Raw genomic sequence first — 16,475 nt, forward strand, 5'->3', positions numbered from 1 at the left:
TATATTTTTCTTCTTGTGTTGATTTTGGCATAGTTTTTGACATATAGCCCTAGTTTACTAGAAAGTGCAATATGTGTGTGCACATTACCTAAATTTATTGACAAATGTCGTTTTTTTTGTTATTATATGAATATTAGCAATTTATTAATTATTATTTTATTAATAAAATGGAAAAGAATATTCAATCCGTGGAAAATATAAAAATTGAACACGCTATTGATGGTGGTCATATTGAAGAGGGCGAGGTAGAAGCGTTATTTGAATTTAATTTATTACGGGAAATTAGAAGGATTAATGAAGGTAATAACGGCGTTATTGCTGAGTTAAATTTATTATCTTTACCGGAATCATTTTTAACTTTGCTGCAGGATATAAATCCGCATATAAATATTGCGGAACGAGAAAAATTAGCTACTAAAATATTAAAGATATATTCTCCTGGGAGTGGTAAGCGCGAAGCCTTAATGCATAAGTATGCTTATGATTTAATAAATAGCCAAGAGAATAAGGAAGATTTTGTACGGATACCAGAATTATTACTACACAAAGAAATTACCTTACACAACCCAGAGGTAAAAAGCATGTTGGAAGCGAATAATATTAACACCAATTTGAATAAGGTGGATATTTTAATTATGGATTTAATTGATGGTTATGACTTAATTACGTATTTATATAAAATAATTATTAAGAATCACTCTGAGCTGGTGCATCTAAAACAAGAACTAACGACTGATGGTGATCAATTGCATTGGGATGATATTAAAGATGCTGTGGCCTCAGTTTTTAATTTCCATGTACCTGGTGGTAAAGCAACTGACGAGGGTGCCCGTAATTACGAAATGATCAAAGTGTATAACGATAATCGAAGAAGGATTATTGATTATTTACAAAAATTACCAAACAATCCGATTTTACCACAGCCTATTTGGCAACGTCTCAAAAACACCTTGAATTTATTTGAAAAAAACGGTTTTCGACACAATGATCAACATGAAAGAAATATTATGGTAAGTAATGATCAGCAGGGGGCTATTGATGATATTTATTTAATTGATTTTGGTTCCGCCTGGCAACGAGATATGATGCACGATGACCAGACAGCAAATCTTTTTGTTAATCTTGACGAAGAACACGTGCCGGAAAATGAGCTTTATAATCGTTATGTTTGTTTAACCAGATCAAAAGAAGAACAACGATCCTTAAAAACCGAACAGCGGATAACGGTTTGGGAAAAAACATTTCAAGTAATGAAAAAAAATCTTCGTTATCAAGAAGTAATGCTGGCACTGGAAGAAAAGATAAAGAGTGATAGTTTAGATGAAGAAACCCTCACTAATCTGAGTAGAAAATTAACCGTCAGCACTGATAATTTTTGTGAGATAGTATTACCAGTCCTTTGGCACGTAGCTCAGGATTATGATAAGAATCTAGTTAGTAACTATGTTACTAGTATTATGAGTAAAGAAAATAAGCAGCATGTTTTGAATGAGTTAATTGTTTTTAAGAATTTGTTGAATTAATCCGGCTTTTATTTAAAGGAAAGACCGTTCAGGGGAACGGTCTTTTTATTGAAGGTATTTATAGGCAATCTTTTTAATCTTGCCTTTGGGATCGATGACTTTAACACAGTCTGTTAAAAACTCGATTTTAGTATAATCACGAGCTGTTAACGTGTCGATTAACGCCTTCTTTGTTTTATCGGTAATAAGTTGTATTTTGAGGTTTTTTTTCATTTTACAACCTTTATGTTATGAACGAATCTGTTAGCTTATCAGGGGTTATTGATTTTGTCAATACTATTCAGTCTTATCAAATACTTCCTCTACTGAAGTGATGCCCTGAGAGGCTTTTAGTAGACCGTCCTGGACCATGGTTACCATACCAATATCAACAGCAATTTTTTGGGCATCATATTCCGATACCTTACCAGATAAAATCATTTGCTCTACCTTTTCATTCATCGTCATAATCTCATAAACGCCAATTCTGCCCTTATAGCCGTGATTACATTTAGCACAACCCTTAGGTCGATAAAATTTCAGCTGATCTATTTGCTCTCTAGTCAAAGTATCACCTGAGGCCGGAGAAATTTCCTCTAATAATTTATTAATCCGCGCTAGTACTTCTGGTTCTGGTATATACTCTTCACGACAATGAGGGCACAATTTTCTGATCAGTCTTTGTCCCATGACGGCATTGATCGCTGGCGCTAGTAGAAATGGCTTAACACCCATAGCAAGAAAGCGGGGGATGGCACCGGCGGCACTATTGGTATGAATGGTAGAAATCATTAAGTGGCCAGTGAGGGCGGCGTTGATAGCTGTTTCGGCAGTTTCCAGATCACGAATTTCGCCTACCATAACAATATCAGGATCTTGACGTAAGATCGAGCGCAAACCAGCAGCAAAATTATAGCCACGCCGTGGGTCTACTTGACTCTGGTTAATACCAGATAGTTTGTATTCAATAGGATCTTCCAAAGTAATTATTTTAGTAGCGTCATTGTTTAATTTGTTGAGAATAGCATAAAGAGTGGTCGTCTTACCAGAACCGGTTGGACCAGTGGTGATGATCATGCCATTAGGTCTTTTAATATTGAATTCCAAATCTTTAAAAGAGCGCCCGCGCAAACCAAGATCTTCAAATTGTAGTCCTACGGATGACGATTTAAGTAGTCGCATGACGATCGATTCACCATAAGAAGTCGGCATCGTAGAAACACGAACGTCAATCTTATCTTTAGCTAAGAAAATAGTAAAACGTCCGTCTTGTGGTACATTATTTAAATTGATTTTTAAATCAGACAGTAATTTAATGCGGGAACTGACTTTAGGAAAAAGCTCTTTGGGTATAGTAGCGACGGTTGCTAGTTCGCCATCAATACGCAGTCGCAGTTTGGCATTTTTTTCTTCCGCCTCCAAATGTATATCAGAAGTGTCAAACTTTAGTGCACTGGCAATAATCAGTGTTACCAATTCGGTAACTTTTACCTGTGCGATCACTTTTTGCAAATCCTCTTTATTATCAAACTGTTTTTGTAGTTTTTGCAAATCCTCTTCCGAAATATTGACGCCCGAATCTTGCTTCATAACTCGCGGAACATTATCGTAAGCTTTCAGGGCAACTTTCATGCTAATCTCTGAGATGTTCAGAATTTTATAATGAGCCCGAACCTTCTCAGCGATACTTTGGCAGAATTCTTGAGTTGCTGGTAGCTCTGGGTGAATAGCGCCAAATCTAATTTCTTCACCGGAGTAGAAAAAACAAACTATATTTTTTTCTTCGGCATCTTTTTTGGGAATCAAAGCTAGAGCATCAGTAGAAACAGGGTAGCCCTTGAGATTCATATAGTTAAATCCTTTGCTGCGCGCTAAAGCCTCGGTATTTTTTTCTACCGACCCCTCTTCAATCGCTCGGAGCTTAGCATCCAATATCTCTTTATTTTCATCAGTTGTGACAGTTATTTTGATTTTTTGATCATCGTCCATGATTGGGTCTATTAGTTTATAATAATTAAGGCACGCTCAAGAAAAACAGGGGCGTGCCAGGAAAACCGTAGATTTATTATTATTTTTTTAGTAGTTTGCTAGCTAGCCAACGAATAATTTTAGGTAACGCCTTTCCCGTTTCTAAACGTAAGAAAAGCATGGTCCAGGCAGTATTTTGCCAAGTACTAAATACGGCACCCGCAAAGATAAAAATGATAATAACGATCGTTAGGCAAATACCGATGATAATGCCCAGAGCAGAGCTGGAGTAGGAAGCCATACCAATTAACATCAGTGGTGACACAATCAGAAGAGCTAGAAGCGAAACAACAAAGACTAGGCATAAGTTAATAATCAAGACAAAAAAAGCCATTTCAATACTGATCAGCCAATTAGCAACGAACAGTCGCCAGCCATTAACGAACGCTGGCCACATCTTTTGTTTTTGGATGATTAAATAAGCAACAGCGTATTTACTGACAAAACCGATAATAATAGAAATTGGCACGAAGACGATCAGTGTTATGAAGGCCAATATTACACCACCACTGCTTTTATTAACTAGTAGCGTGGAGATCAGGGGTGTGACAAAAAGTGTTAGCACGATAAAGATCAATGCTTTGCTCAGAACATTAATACCAACTACTGACCAGAAATGATTTGCGCCCTCAATAAAACAATTTTTTAACGTTATTTTTTTACCAGTATCATCGTTTTCAACTGCTTTGATAATGCCAGCTTGCGAGATAAAGGCTAAGCCAAAAATAATAAAAACTATTAAAATGAAAAATAGGAAGATCAAAAATACCGCCAGCGAATTCACCAAGGGCATCTGCCACCAGTTATAAAGTGCCTGGCTATAAAGATTAATATAATAGATGACTGATTCGTAAGTATTGGGATTATTTTTTAGTCGATCAAATTGGGTAAATAAATTTTGATACTCAGCAGCGTTACCGAGGAGTGATAAAAAAAGACCAAGGAGCCATAAAGATTTATATTTCTTAGTGAATGACCAAGCCTTGGTTAATATTGTACGATAAAGTGAGTTCATATTTTTCCCCCTATTATTAACTAAATAAATTAAGGTGAGTAAAATGAATTTACCCACCTTAATTATAACACAAAATTAGTTTTAGACGAAAAGTGTATTAAACTCTTCTTTTTCGATAGTTTCTTTAGCTAAGAGCGTTTGTGCAATATTTTCTAATTGCCGGTGGTGTTCGATGATCAATTTTTTGGCGGTTTGTTGGCAGTCGTTGATAATATTAGACACCTCGTGATCAATGCGCTCAGCGGTTTTTTCACTGTAATCACGGCGTTCGTGAATCTCATTACCAAGAAATATCATTTCTTCGCGTTGGCCAAAAGTGCGGGGACCCAACTCTTTGTTCATGCCGTATTGCGTTACCAGATCCAAAGCTATTTTGGTGGCTCTTTTGAGATCATTGCTGGCACCTGTTGTAACTTCGTGAAAGATCTCTTGTTCAGCAGTACGACCGGCTAATAAGACGGCGATTTCAGCGATAAAATGAGAGTAAGAATTAAGATAACGATCCTCATCCGGCAGTTTCATGGTATAGCCTGCCGCGCGACCGCGAGAAATAATAGATACTTTGTGCACCGGGTCAGCTTCAGGAATTAAATGAGCTACTAAGGCATGACCAGCTTCATGATAAGCAGTAATCTTTTTTTCGGAGTCGGATAAAATATGACTCTTGCGTTGTGGCCCGATAGTAACTTTTTCCAAAGCCTCTAATAAATCCTCATTTAAAATAATTTTACGATTTTCGCGACCGGCCAGAATGGCAGCTTCGTTTAAAATATTAGCCAAGTCAGCGCCAGCTAAGCCAGGTGTTCTTTGGGCAATAGTTTTTAATACTATTTCTGGTGCCAGTGGTTTATTCAGAGAATGGATTTTAAGAATGGCTTCACGCTCTTTGATGTCTGGTAAATCAATGATTACTTGACGGTCAAAGCGACCCGGGCGGAGCAGTGCAGGATCTAAGACATCGGGACGGTTGGTGGCGGCCATGACAATAATATTAGTATTTTGTTCAAAGCCATCCATTTCCACCAAAATTTGGTTCAGTGTTTGTTCGCGTTCATCGTGTGAGCCACCAAGTCCAGTACCGCGACGGCGACCAACAGCATCTATTTCATCAATAAAGACGATACATGGCGCCATCTTTTTAGCTTTTTTAAAAAGATCGCGAACACGAGACGCGCCGACGCCGACAAACATTTCGACAAATTCCGATCCCGAGATGTGAAAGAAAGGTACCTTGGCCTCACCGGCTACAGCGCGGGCTAAAAGTGTTTTACCAGTACCAGGTGAACCGAGCAATAGAATGCCTTTTGGTATTTTTGCCCCAAGGAGAATAAATTTATTAGCATTACGTAAAAATTCAACCACTTCACCCAATTCTTGTTTAGCTTCTTGAGCGCCAGCAACATCATTGAAAGTTACTTTGTTTTTTCCTAAGGGGTTAATTTTAGCTCCCGCTTGACCAAAGGACATGGCTCGATTGTTAGCGCCTTGTACTTGGCGGAGCATAAAGAAAATAAATAAACCAATTAATAAAACCGGTAAAACAAAAGGCACAACTATTGTCAGCCAAATACTATCATTTTGATCGGTTGTTACCGTAAGGTTTATTTTATTAATTTTATCAGCGTTGACATTATAGTTTTTCAGAGTATTGGTTAGTGATTCAGCACTTTCTTTGCGCGCTGTTTTTTCACTACCATCAGCTAGTTTAACGAGCAAATCATCACGATTAACAGTAATACTATTAACCTTTTCCTCGTTGATGTAATTAATTAACTGGTTTAGTGATATCGCTTCTTTGGTGTCAGCTTTTTGATTGTAGAGACTTAAGAGACTAGCCACCACCAGCAATACCAAAAAGAATATTAAGAAATTCTTGGTAATATTATTTTGTTTCATATATTAGTAGTTAAATTATTATTTAACCTCTTCTATTTTTGGCTCCACGGTTGTTACTTCCTCAGTTTTTGGCTCTTCAGTCTTTGGTTCTTCCGCAGTTGTTTCTTCTACTTTTGGTTCCTCGGTTGGCGTATCTTCCTTGGCAGCTTTTTTGGTTGGCGTTTTTTTCTTAGTCGCTTTTTTTTGTGAACCAATTAAAGACAAACCAAGACGGTGATTTTTTGATTCAATAGAAATAATTTCAAAATCATAAGTCTCACCAACTTGGACAACTTCTTTAGGATCCTCAATGTCATTAACCGATAGCTCGGAAATATGCACTAGGCCATGAATGTCAGTGTCTAGCTCCACAAAGGCGCCAAAGGGATTGATTTTTAGCACTTTGGCTTTTACCTTTTGGCCGGTTTTGTATTTAGTATCAACATCATGCCAAGGATCATTTTGTAATTTTTTGATGGATAAAGATATTTTGGTATCTTCAATGGCGATGATCGCTGCTTTGATTTTGTCACCAATGCGAATCACTTCACGAGGGTCGTCAATTCTTTGCCAAGCTAGTTCGGAAATATGAACTAAGCCTTCCAGATTGTCACCAAACTCCACAAAAGCACCAAAGTCAACAACGCCAGTAACGACTCCTTCAACCAGGTCACCAACTTTATATTTGGACATCGCGGCGCTTTGCTTTTCTTCCCAAGCAGCTTTTTCCGAGACGATAAGTTTTTCATCGGCCTCATTGACGTCAATGACTTTACTCTTAATTTCTTTACCAATGAATTCTTTGAGGTGTGATAATATTTTATTTTTGTCACCACCCTCAACGCGAGGATAATTTTCTGTTGTTAGCTGTGATACTGGTAAGAAACCAATAACATTACCAACCTTGATCATCAAACCGCCTTTATTGGCGTCAATAACTTTAGCCATGACGATTTCGCCAGACTTCATTAATAGCTCCAGTCTTTCCCAAGCCTTTTTGTGACCGGCAAAACGGAAAGAAAGTTCGATTAAGCCATTTTCATTTTCTAGTTCAATTACAGTGGCGGCTACCAAGTCGCCTAATTTGACATTATTTAACTCACCGGATTCGTCCCAAATTTCTTTACCACGAACCACACCAGTGGTTAAATTATTGATATCTAAATGAATTTCATTTTTACCGAGACTAATGACCGTTCCTTCTACCAAGTCTCCGATCTGTGGAATTTTGATAGCATCTTTTTCCTGTTCTAGGAGGAGGGCCATTTTAGAAGTTGATTTTTTGTTTTCGTCTACTATTGTTTTTTTTGTCATAATAATGTTTAAATTAACCCAAAATACCATTTTAGGCATCGTCCTTGGGACGAAGTGATTAGTTAAAAAAAGCCAACTAAGCTTACAATATTTATCTAATTTTGGCAAGAGTTTGTGATTCAACTCCCGGAGTTGCCATCTCCGGGAGTTGAATCTTGCCTTAGTCTTGACGAAAATATAATTTTATGTATAAATATAGGTAGTTCTTTAAATTATTTAATCACCAAACGCGAAAGGACGGTGTGTAGTGAAAACTATGAGCCGAACATTATCCGTGCATAAGGAACATGAATTTTTACTGGCTATGGAAAAAGCTGGTTTAAACGACGCCTTGGCACAAAAGGTAATTGCTAGTAAAAGCAATGAAATAGCCCAGCAATTTATCGCATTGGGGCATGATCAAGCTGAGTTGATTCTATTTGAGTGGCAACAATTTTGGGAAAAACTTGGGATCAAGATTGATATTACGGGTATAAGAATACCAATTAAGAAAAATGGCTTTGATCGTCTTTTGGTAATCCCTGGCAATATAACCACTAAAAAAGTTTTAGAATTTTGTAAATCGTTTTTCACCTGCTGGTTTTATATTGCCAAAAACATTAATAGTATTATCGCCACCAATGCTCGGGAAAATGTTGTTACCTATGCCATCTGGGTTCATGATCGAGTAGAATCAGACAAAGAGTTAATCGGGATGTCGGCAAATGATTTACGCATGAAAAAAATAGCAACAATGACTGTTTTGGAAAGATTAATATTTGAACTCAAATATTACCAAGAAACAGGTCATCATTTAGATCTGGAAAATCCAACTATCTGCAGCGGGTCTCGTTGTTTTAGGGAGACTGACGATGTAATTTTTGATAGGGTTATTCATATTCATTGGCGCGATCGTTGGCAAGACGAAAGTTTAGTTATTGATAATTTTTCTGAAACAGAACATGGTAACCACTATCGTGCTCGAGAAATAGTTTGGTAATTGCATCAATTTCTTTCAACCTTGAGGGTAAAACCTCAAGGTTGATTTTGTCTATTGAATATGTTAAAATTAAGACGCTAAAAGGCGTTTTTTTATTGAATAATATTATAATTTATGAACCTATATTGGTACGGTAAAACCTGTCTCAAAATTCAAGAAAATGGCATTACTATTGCTGTTGATCCCTTTCAATCTGGTGGTCTGAAATCCCCACGCATGGGCGCTGATATTTTATTATTAACTAGTGAAGAATATCGCAATCCGTCATCTTCAATTAGCGGTGATAAGTTTATGATTGACGCGCCTGGTGAATATGAGATCAAGGGAGTTTTTATTAGTGGCTTACCAGGCAATGGCAGTCAAGTTACTTCCTATCAGGTAGAGATTGGCGGTACAATCATTGCAATAATTGGCAAAATCAAGAAAAACGAGTTGGATGCCAAGCAGCTAGAATTACTGGAAGAAGTAGATATTTTGGCTATTCCTGTTGGCGGTGGTGATGGCTTGACGGCCAAGGAAGCTGCCGAGCTGGTCAATCAGATAGAGCCGAAAATTGTTATCCCGATTAATTATTTAATTCCGGGATTGAAAGAAAAAGTAGATGGTTTGGATGAATTTAAGAAACAAATGGGAGTCAAGTATGAGACGATGGACAAATTATCTATTAAGCACAAGGATATACCGCAAGATGAAATGAAAATGATTGTTTTAACTGCCAACTAACAAGATGAATAAGAAAGATAAAAAGAAATTAGTATTTATCAGTGTTATTATATTTTTTTTGATACTGTGCGGTTGGTTGGTTAGTTGGCGATGGCAGACGGCTAATATCAGCAGTGATGAGAAAAGTAAGTCGTGGCAAAATTTTTTGAATAAAATAAAATCCGATCATGATATTTTAAACCAACGTTTGCTGGGTAACACCGCCAGTCTAGAAAATTTAACTAATTCTTTAACGGAGCAGGTTGATCAGTTAAAAGCTAAGAGTATTACCACTGATGTTTTAGCCGAAATTGAAAAAAGAAAAAAAGAAACGTTGTTAGCTGATTGGCTCGAGTTTAAAAGCGACATCATTAATTTTCAGTATCCCAAAACTTGGCAGGTAGAGAAGAGTGATAATACCATCATCGCTCGCGAAGATGGTCAGGAAAGAATAAGGATTGAAGTTTATGCTCAGAGTAAAGATTTGCCAGATAATCTCAGTGGTAGCGAGTTGGCAGTCTGGCTGGAGCAACAAAAGCAGCGTCAAGTGGGTGAGTGGGTAGATTATTTTCTCTTAGCCGGGGCAGAGCCTATGAAAGTTTATCAATTAGTGAAGAGAATACCTGATCAAGAGACGAATTTAGTGTGGCGTGGTGGGCAGATTAATTGGCTCCAGTATCAGCAGAATAACTTAGATGAACAAATAGTTAAATTAATAATTTCAACAATAAACTAATATGGCGAGAAAAAATAAACGTGATGCTATGGGTAAAGCCAAGCCTCATAGTAAGAGCAAATCAATACAACCAGAGCTACTAGATCAACGAGTTGGTGGCGTGCAAGACTTGTCTATTGTGGAGGAAATGGAAACTTCCTATTTAGACTATGCGATGAGCGTTATCGTCCAACGCGCTTTACCCGATGTTCGTGATGGTTTGAAGCCAGTTCATCGTCGTATTCTTTATGCGATGTGGGATATTGGCTTGAAGGCTAGCGCTAAGTTTAGAAAATCAGCAACAGTCGTTGGTGAGGTGCTTGGTAAATATCATCCTCATGGTGATTCTGCAGTTTATGATTCCATGGTGAGAATGGCCCAGGACTTTGCGATGCGTTATCGTTTGGTTAATGGCCAAGGTAACTTTGGCTCTATGGACGGTGATTCTGCTGCCGCTATGCGTTATACAGAAGCCAAGCTGATGGGAGTGGCTGAAGAATTATTATTAGACATTGATCGTGATACAGTTAAATTTATTCCTAACTATGATGGTACGCAGAAAGAGCCAGCAGTACTGCCTGGTAGATTACCCAATCTATTATTAAATGGTTCTATGGGTATTGCCGTTGGTATGTCTACTTCCATCCCGCCGCACAATTTGACGGAGCTAGTTGATGCTATTACTTATTTACTCGATAATTCAGAAGCTACTATTGATGATTTAATGGAGTTTGTTAAGGGTCCTGATTTTCCCACCGGTGGTGTGATTTATGATATTAATGAGATTAAATCCATGTATGCTTCAGGTAAGGGATCAATCGTGATGCGTGGTCAAGCTGAGATCGTGGAGACAAAAGGTGATAGTTACAATATCATTGTTACCGAGATACCATATCAGGTAAATAAAGCCACGATGCTGGAGCAGATTGCTGATTTGGTAAAAGATAAAAAGATTGATGGTATTCGCGATTTACGTGATGAATCCGATCGTCATGGCGTACGAGTGGTGATTGAGTTGAAGAAAGACGCCTATCCCAAGAAAGTACTAAATAGTTTGTATAAGCATACCGCTCTGCAAACCAGTTTTCACGTTAACATGTTGGCTTTGATTGACGGTATTCAGCCGAAAGTACTAACTTTAAAAATGTTTTTACAAGAGTATATTAAACATCGTGAGGAAGTTATCAAGCGACGAACACAATATGATTTAGATAAAGCTCGGGATCGTGCTCATATTCTTGAGGGATTAGTTTTGGCTTTACACGATATTGATAAGGTTATTGCCTTAATTCGTAAGTCCAAAGATAAGGACGAAGCCAAGGTTAATTTAATGAGTAAATTCAAACTATCCGATCGTCAAGCGGTGGCTATTTTGGAAATGCGCTTGCAACAACTGGCAAATTTGGAGCGGGTAAGAGTAGAAACGGAATTAAAGGAAAAGAAAGCACTGATCAAAAACTTGATAGCGATTTTGGCTAGCGTGGCGAAGATCAGAGCTATTATTAAAAAAGAATTGGCGGAAATCAGAGAAAAGTACGGTGATGATCGCCGTACCAAGATCGTTAAGTCAGCAGTCAATAAATTATCCACGGAAGATTTGATACCCAATGAAGCTACAGTAGTAATGGTGACGCGCGATGGCTACATTAAACGTTTGCCACCAGATACGTTCCGTACTCAATCCCGTGGCGGCAAGGGCGTCATTGGCTTAACTACCAAAGAAGAAGATATGGTAGAACATTTCTTCTCTACCAATACGCATGCCGATCTAATGTTCTTTACCAGTCGGGGGCGGGTTTTCAAGCTCAAGACTTATGAAGTACCAACTGGCGGTCGCCAAGCCAAAGGGCAGGCAGTAGTAAACTTTTTGCAATTAGCGCCAGAAGAAAAAGTAACAGCGATTGTTTCCACGGAAGATTTAAGTACCTATAAGCATTTGGTAATGGTGACCAGACAAGCCTTTATTAAGAAAGTCAGACTTGATTCCTTTAATAATGTTCGTCGTTCGGGTTTGATTGCGATTAAGCTGAAAGGCGACGATTTATTACAATGGATTAAACCGTCAACCGGTAAAGACAATGTTGTTTTGGTTACAGCCAAAGGACAAGCGATCAGATTCAAAGAAGAGGATGTCCGGGAAATGGGACGCAATGCCGCTGGTGTTCGTGGTATTCGTTTGAAAGGAAAGGATCAGGTTGTTGGTATGGATATTTTGGATAATGGTAAAGTAGGTAGTGGCGAGCAACTACTCATTGTCATGGCTAATGGTTATGGTAAACGCACTAGTTTAACATCTTATAAAGTACAGCATCGTGGCGGTACTGGTATTCGGACAGCTAAGATAACTCCCAAGACCGGAGAAATTGTCTCAGGCTTCATTGTTAGTACTCACCGAGAAGGTGATGATATCATTATCATTTCTGAGCAAGGGCAAGTGATTAGACTAAAGCTGAAGTCCGTTAATATTATTGGTCGCGATACTCAGGGAGTAAGACTGATGAGATTTAAAGAGGTTAATGACAAAGCCTCAAATGTTACCTATTTATAGTTGATTTTTGGAGTAAAATAGTAAAATCCTGCCCTGTACCGTATGGTACAGGGCAGTGGTTTTGATTACTACAAAACGGAATATATATTATAGGTTTATATAAATTACGGACAATATAATTAATTATTTATTGGCTAATTTTAGCACAATACTATTAATTATGTACGAATATCTTATAATATCTATTGACATATTATTACAGATGTGTTATGTTTAGTTGTTTCTAATAATAAGTACATTCATAAACAAAGAAAGGTTAGACATGAAAAAATGGATTGTCTTTATCATGCTGTTATGTAGCGTAGCAATTTACGCGCAGAACTTAAGGGGATTTCAATTTACTGATCCGGCTAAAAGCTCATTACTCGCAGTTTTTCCAAATAATAGTCAGTATCCGTATCCACGAACATTTATTGCCTGGGGAACAATTACTGATAGTCTTAATCAGCAGTATTACTGGATTTCCTTTATTAACAGTGATTACCTGTATCAGTTTTATGTATCAACACCACTAAGTAAGACGGAAATAAAAAAAATTGCTCATCTTCAGGATAGCTATGGCAGGAACTGGGATCAGGACGTGTCACCAAGTTATCACCGAACATTGATACAAACATCCAATGATTGGATTGACGAAAAAGCATTTCCTCGATTTTATTCTTGGCGTTATGGTCGAGAAAAAAATAAGATTGGCATTTATGACCTAACTAAAGTCACCCAGTATTACTGTCATAAGTTAGCAACAGTCCTTGGTCGCGTGGAGATCAAACAAGTTGTTCGCAAATACGAACAAATTGGCTATCCATTGAATTAATAAAATCCGGCAGAAGCTTTTTAAAAAAGTTTCTGCCCTGATCTCAAATCATTAATATTTAATGTTTTGAGATAAGAAACAAAAAAGTACATTGATAAACAAACGAAAGGAAGATAATGAAAGTTCAAACAGTTTTTCTTAACCCTACTTATTCGAAAGAAGAGTATTGTCAGCTGCTAAATAATAAGGGGATTATTAGTTCTCCGGAAATTGCTAGTTCTTTAACTGATTACATTTTCGATTATACCGTGGATGATTTACAGTCAGAAAATATACCATCATTGGAGCTTTTGAAAAAGATGGTTAAAAAAGAAGACATAACCGTGCAAAAAGAAATCATTCAAGTGCTAATTGAGCATTATGATAAGCGAGTTGCTGACTATCAGAGCCAATATGGTTATTATGGTAAAAGAGCGATTAATCAGGTAAAGCAGCAGGGATGGTTTGAATGTCTACGGGCGCAAAAAGTATTTCAGTTATTATATCGAATATTGACCGGTGAAGATTTTGTTAGTTTCTATGGATCGATCTTTTTTAATCAAGTATCAAATTTGGACGAACAAGCATTATTTTAAAATCTTTGGAGAAACGTCAAACGCTTCTCCACTTTTCCCAGGTTGTTATGATTAATGACCTGAGATAAGAAACAAAAAAGTACATTAATAAACAAAAAGGAGTATCCCATGAGTAAGTACGAACAATTAGTTGCTGCTATCACCAAAGCCCGCGAAGAATTGAGTGATAAAACAACACAGCTAAAACAATTAACTCAGAAAAAAGAGCAGTCTGACGAAGAGTTTGTTGAACAATTAGCGCAAAATAAACTAGCCGCTTTAATGACAGAATTTCAAGCAATCGGCGAAGATCAAGATGAGGTTCGTGGACAAAAAATTGACGAAATACTGCTATTCCTCGCTACTTTAGCTGATGATGAAAAATTGGTGTTGGGAAAATATCTGTACGGCAAAAAAATATTATCCGGTTGCCAGGGCACATTTGGTTATAAGAGCCCTACGAGTTGTGGTGGTTGTCATCGGGGTAAGAAAAATGTGGAATTAGCCGGCGTCCAAAAATTTATCAATTCTTATGGCGATCGAGTCTATGGTGTTCCTAAAGAAGTTTTTGAGGAAGCACTGGCTAGATTAAAATCCGGTACTGATTACACTCAGCAAAAAGCCCTGCAAGATGAAATCGTTGGTTTACGAGATGATATATCGGCCAAAAGAAGAATTACTGAAGCTATTGCAAAATTAGTCGATAAGGGTGAGTCAGCTTATGAGCAGATGGAAGACTTCGTTCGCTTGTTAGCACGTATTGAGCGAGTAACTTTCGCTGATTGTGATCGGGAAAACCACATCGGTCTAGTGATCAATGATGAAACTTACTATCGCGCTGGTTGTGAGTACGGTGTTACCTTTACTATTTATCGTGATGGTAATAGTAAAAGTGAATACTTCAAGTGGCGTGACGGTTATTCGGCTAGTAATGACGATCCTGGAGCTCGTTATGAAAAAGCGGAAGTGATTTCTGTCGATGATCAAAAAGTTTCGGTGAAATTAGAAAGTAGTAGGAGAAAAATAAATCGGACATTTGATTTACCCAAGACGAAAGAAAGTATCACAGTTAATTTCCCGGTTTTATCCGACCAAGAGCAAAAAGATTTCACTAAACGTTTTCGGTCAGAAAAGCAAAGACTTCTGGATTTGCACTGGCGAAAAAATGGGACTTATCCAGATTATATTAATTTCCGCAAGATGAGTGGTCAACTATCAGTTGGGCCTTCAGGCAGGGAAGTTCCTTATAGCCGATCAGAAGTTGCTGAAGAATTAGTTCGCGCAGATGTAGGTCGAGCAGTATTGGTTATTAAAGCTCAGATTGATGCTGCTGCTGAACGCGGTAAGCAACACGAGTGGGTTGTCTATTTAGTTACCAGTAAGGAAACACGGCAACTGACAAGAGATTGCGCTTATGAAGCAGAATTAGAAGATGGTAGACGGATAGAACTGCGAGCTAGCGATTTCATTAACAAATAAACTAGTTGGTCGAAATTGTTAAACAATTTCGACCACTTCTCTCAGATTGTTATCATTAATAATTTGAGAAAAGAAACAAAAATGTACATTTATAAACAAATTAAAGAGGTAGTAGTATGCATCTATTTTTTGTCACTGACGATCCGGAAAAAATGAAAGTAATGTCAGCCTGGCGACCAACTCACCAGTTTCAAAAATGGGTTTTATTTGCCAGTGAAGGAAATCTAATGTTATTGATCAGTCCTGATGATGGCGATAATGTTTATCACGCTGATATTTATCAATCATTGGCTCAAGCTTTGAGAATGCAGATAGATTTTCAACCGATATTGCTCGATCAGGACTCTCGGGTTCAGGCTTATTATGACACTCGTGGATTTTCTTTATTGGAGAAAGTTAACGATAACTGTTATGCCTTTGATCATGATGAGTTTTTAAAATCACCGCTGGTAGTGCTAGGTGGTGGTCGAATTCGTTCAGCTGGTAAGTCGATTATGGTTTATGATAAGTCAGCAACTTTTCAATTACCTTCAATTTTGCAGCAGGACATTAATTGTGATGTAGCAGAATTTTTATCACGGTTTTTAGAAAACGTGATCTCAGATCAAGCCATTCAAATTGGCCGTTATGGACAGTGCTGTAACGACTTAGGTGCGGCCGGTGGTTGTACTGATGAAATAATTATCAGTGCTAATAAAGATTTACAAGTGGGTAGAAATGTTCGATTGAAAATGTTTGACGGTCAGAAATCTGTTGTTCGTCCCGGCGCTTTACAATACAGTAAGATTTTAATTTTTCAACCCCAAGATGGTGAAATAACCGTTGAACGAATTAAAAAATTGGTTGGTGGACAGTATCAAGACAATACTTTTCAGCCGTCTGGTTATGATGATTTTGTGATGAGTATAATCAAAATGGCTGAAGCAGGAGAATTATCCAGTGAAGAAAAG

Annotated in this window: 12 protein-coding genes and 1 pseudogene (1 of these 13 running past the window's edge); 9 read left to right on the top strand and 4 right to left on the bottom strand. The window is 37.7% G+C overall.

Annotated features, from left to right (window positions below):
• The first annotated feature begins 167 nt into the window (after positions 1-167).
• Positions 168-1,523, top strand: a complete 1,356-nt coding sequence (locus COX77_02210) for a hypothetical protein (GenBank protein ID PIZ99177.1) — start codon at positions 168-170, stop codon at positions 1,521-1,523.
• A 276-nt stretch (positions 1,524-1,799) separates the two neighbouring features.
• On the opposite strand, the gene COX77_02215 is transcribed toward COX77_02210, so the two are convergent.
• The 4 genes from COX77_02215 to COX77_02230 form a co-directional block, all read right to left on the bottom strand.
• On the bottom strand, positions 1,800-3,491 hold the full coding sequence (locus tag COX77_02215) for a type II secretion system protein GspE (protein PIZ99178.1): 1,692 nt from the start codon (positions 3,489-3,491) through the stop codon (positions 1,800-1,802).
• 79 nt (positions 3,492-3,570) lie between these two features.
• A complete protein-coding gene (locus COX77_02220) occupies positions 3,571-4,545 on the bottom strand; it encodes a hypothetical protein (GenBank protein PIZ99179.1) in 975 nt (324 codons plus the stop codon).
• Positions 4,546-4,626: 81 nt separating this feature from the next.
• Positions 4,627-6,441: a cell division protein FtsH gene (locus COX77_02225; GenBank protein ID PIZ99180.1), complete on the bottom strand. Its 1,815-nt coding sequence runs from the start codon at positions 6,439-6,441 to the stop codon at positions 4,627-4,629.
• Positions 6,442-6,459: 18 nt separating this feature from the next.
• On the bottom strand, positions 6,460-7,773 hold the full coding sequence (locus COX77_02230) for a 30S ribosomal protein S1 (GenBank protein PIZ99181.1): 1,314 nt from the start codon (positions 7,771-7,773) through the stop codon (positions 6,460-6,462).
• A 217-nt stretch (positions 7,774-7,990) separates the two neighbouring features.
• On the opposite strand from COX77_02230, the gene COX77_02235 reads away from it, so the two are divergent.
• The 8 genes and pseudogenes from COX77_02235 to COX77_02270 form a co-directional block, all read left to right on the top strand.
• Positions 7,991-8,713: a hypothetical protein gene (locus tag COX77_02235; GenBank protein ID PIZ99182.1), complete on the top strand. Its 723-nt coding sequence runs from the start codon at positions 7,991-7,993 to the stop codon at positions 8,711-8,713.
• 114 nt (positions 8,714-8,827) lie between these two features.
• Complete coding sequence (locus COX77_02240) at positions 8,828-9,436, top strand: hypothetical protein (GenBank protein PIZ99183.1); 609 nt, start codon at positions 8,828-8,830, stop codon at positions 9,434-9,436.
• Between the two features lie 4 nt (positions 9,437-9,440).
• Positions 9,441-10,151: a hypothetical protein gene (locus tag COX77_02245; GenBank protein ID PIZ99184.1), complete on the top strand. Its 711-nt coding sequence runs from the start codon at positions 9,441-9,443 to the stop codon at positions 10,149-10,151.
• A 28-nt stretch (positions 10,152-10,179) separates the two neighbouring features.
• A complete protein-coding gene (locus COX77_02250; GenBank protein PIZ99194.1) occupies positions 10,180-12,678 on the top strand; it encodes a DNA gyrase subunit A in 2,499 nt (832 codons plus the stop codon).
• A gap of 286 nt (positions 12,679-12,964) precedes the next feature.
• Entirely contained in the window at positions 12,965-13,492 is a 528-nt protein-coding gene (locus COX77_02255) for a hypothetical protein (GenBank protein ID PIZ99185.1), read from the top strand.
• A 116-nt stretch (positions 13,493-13,608) separates the two neighbouring features.
• Entirely contained in the window at positions 13,609-14,067 is a 459-nt protein-coding gene (locus COX77_02260) for a hypothetical protein (GenBank protein PIZ99186.1), read from the top strand.
• A 108-nt stretch (positions 14,068-14,175) separates the two neighbouring features.
• Positions 14,176-15,525, top strand: a complete 1,350-nt coding sequence (locus COX77_02265) for a hypothetical protein (GenBank protein ID PIZ99187.1) — start codon at positions 14,176-14,178, stop codon at positions 15,523-15,525.
• Positions 15,526-15,641: 116 nt separating this feature from the next.
• Positions 15,642-16,475 (top strand): annotated as a pseudogene (locus COX77_02270) (hypothetical protein) (it continues 15 nt past the right edge of the window).

The organism is Candidatus Komeilibacteria bacterium CG_4_10_14_0_2_um_filter_37_10, assembly GCA_002793075.1.
Classification (GTDB): Bacteria; Patescibacteriota; Patescibacteriia; order UBA1558; family UBA1558; genus UM-FILTER-37-10.

Bases quoted from the DNA above. Each gene is read 5' to 3' on its own strand.
- COX77_02210 (PIZ99177.1), top strand. From the start codon at position 168: ATGGAAAAGAATATTCAATCCGTGGAAAATATAAAAATTGAACACGCT.
- COX77_02215 (PIZ99178.1), bottom strand. From the start codon at position 3,491: ATGGACGATGATCAAAAAATCAAAATAACTGTCACAACTGATGAAAAT.
- COX77_02220 (PIZ99179.1), bottom strand. From the start codon at position 4,545: ATGAACTCACTTTATCGTACAATATTAACCAAGGCTTGGTCATTCACT.
- COX77_02225 (PIZ99180.1), bottom strand. From the start codon at position 6,441: ATGAAACAAAATAATATTACCAAGAATTTCTTAATATTCTTTTTGGTA.
- COX77_02230 (PIZ99181.1), bottom strand. From the start codon at position 7,773: ATGCCTAAAATGGTATTTTGGGTTAATTTAAACATTATTATGACAAAA.
- COX77_02235 (PIZ99182.1), top strand. From the start codon at position 7,991: ATGAGCCGAACATTATCCGTGCATAAGGAACATGAATTTTTACTGGCT.
- COX77_02240 (PIZ99183.1), top strand. From the start codon at position 8,828: ATGAACCTATATTGGTACGGTAAAACCTGTCTCAAAATTCAAGAAAAT.
- COX77_02245 (PIZ99184.1), top strand. From the start codon at position 9,441: ATGAATAAGAAAGATAAAAAGAAATTAGTATTTATCAGTGTTATTATA.
- COX77_02250 (PIZ99194.1), top strand. From the start codon at position 10,180: ATGGGTAAAGCCAAGCCTCATAGTAAGAGCAAATCAATACAACCAGAG.
- COX77_02255 (PIZ99185.1), top strand. From the start codon at position 12,965: ATGCTGTTATGTAGCGTAGCAATTTACGCGCAGAACTTAAGGGGATTT.
- COX77_02260 (PIZ99186.1), top strand. From the start codon at position 13,609: ATGAAAGTTCAAACAGTTTTTCTTAACCCTACTTATTCGAAAGAAGAG.
- COX77_02265 (PIZ99187.1), top strand. From the start codon at position 14,176: ATGAGTAAGTACGAACAATTAGTTGCTGCTATCACCAAAGCCCGCGAA.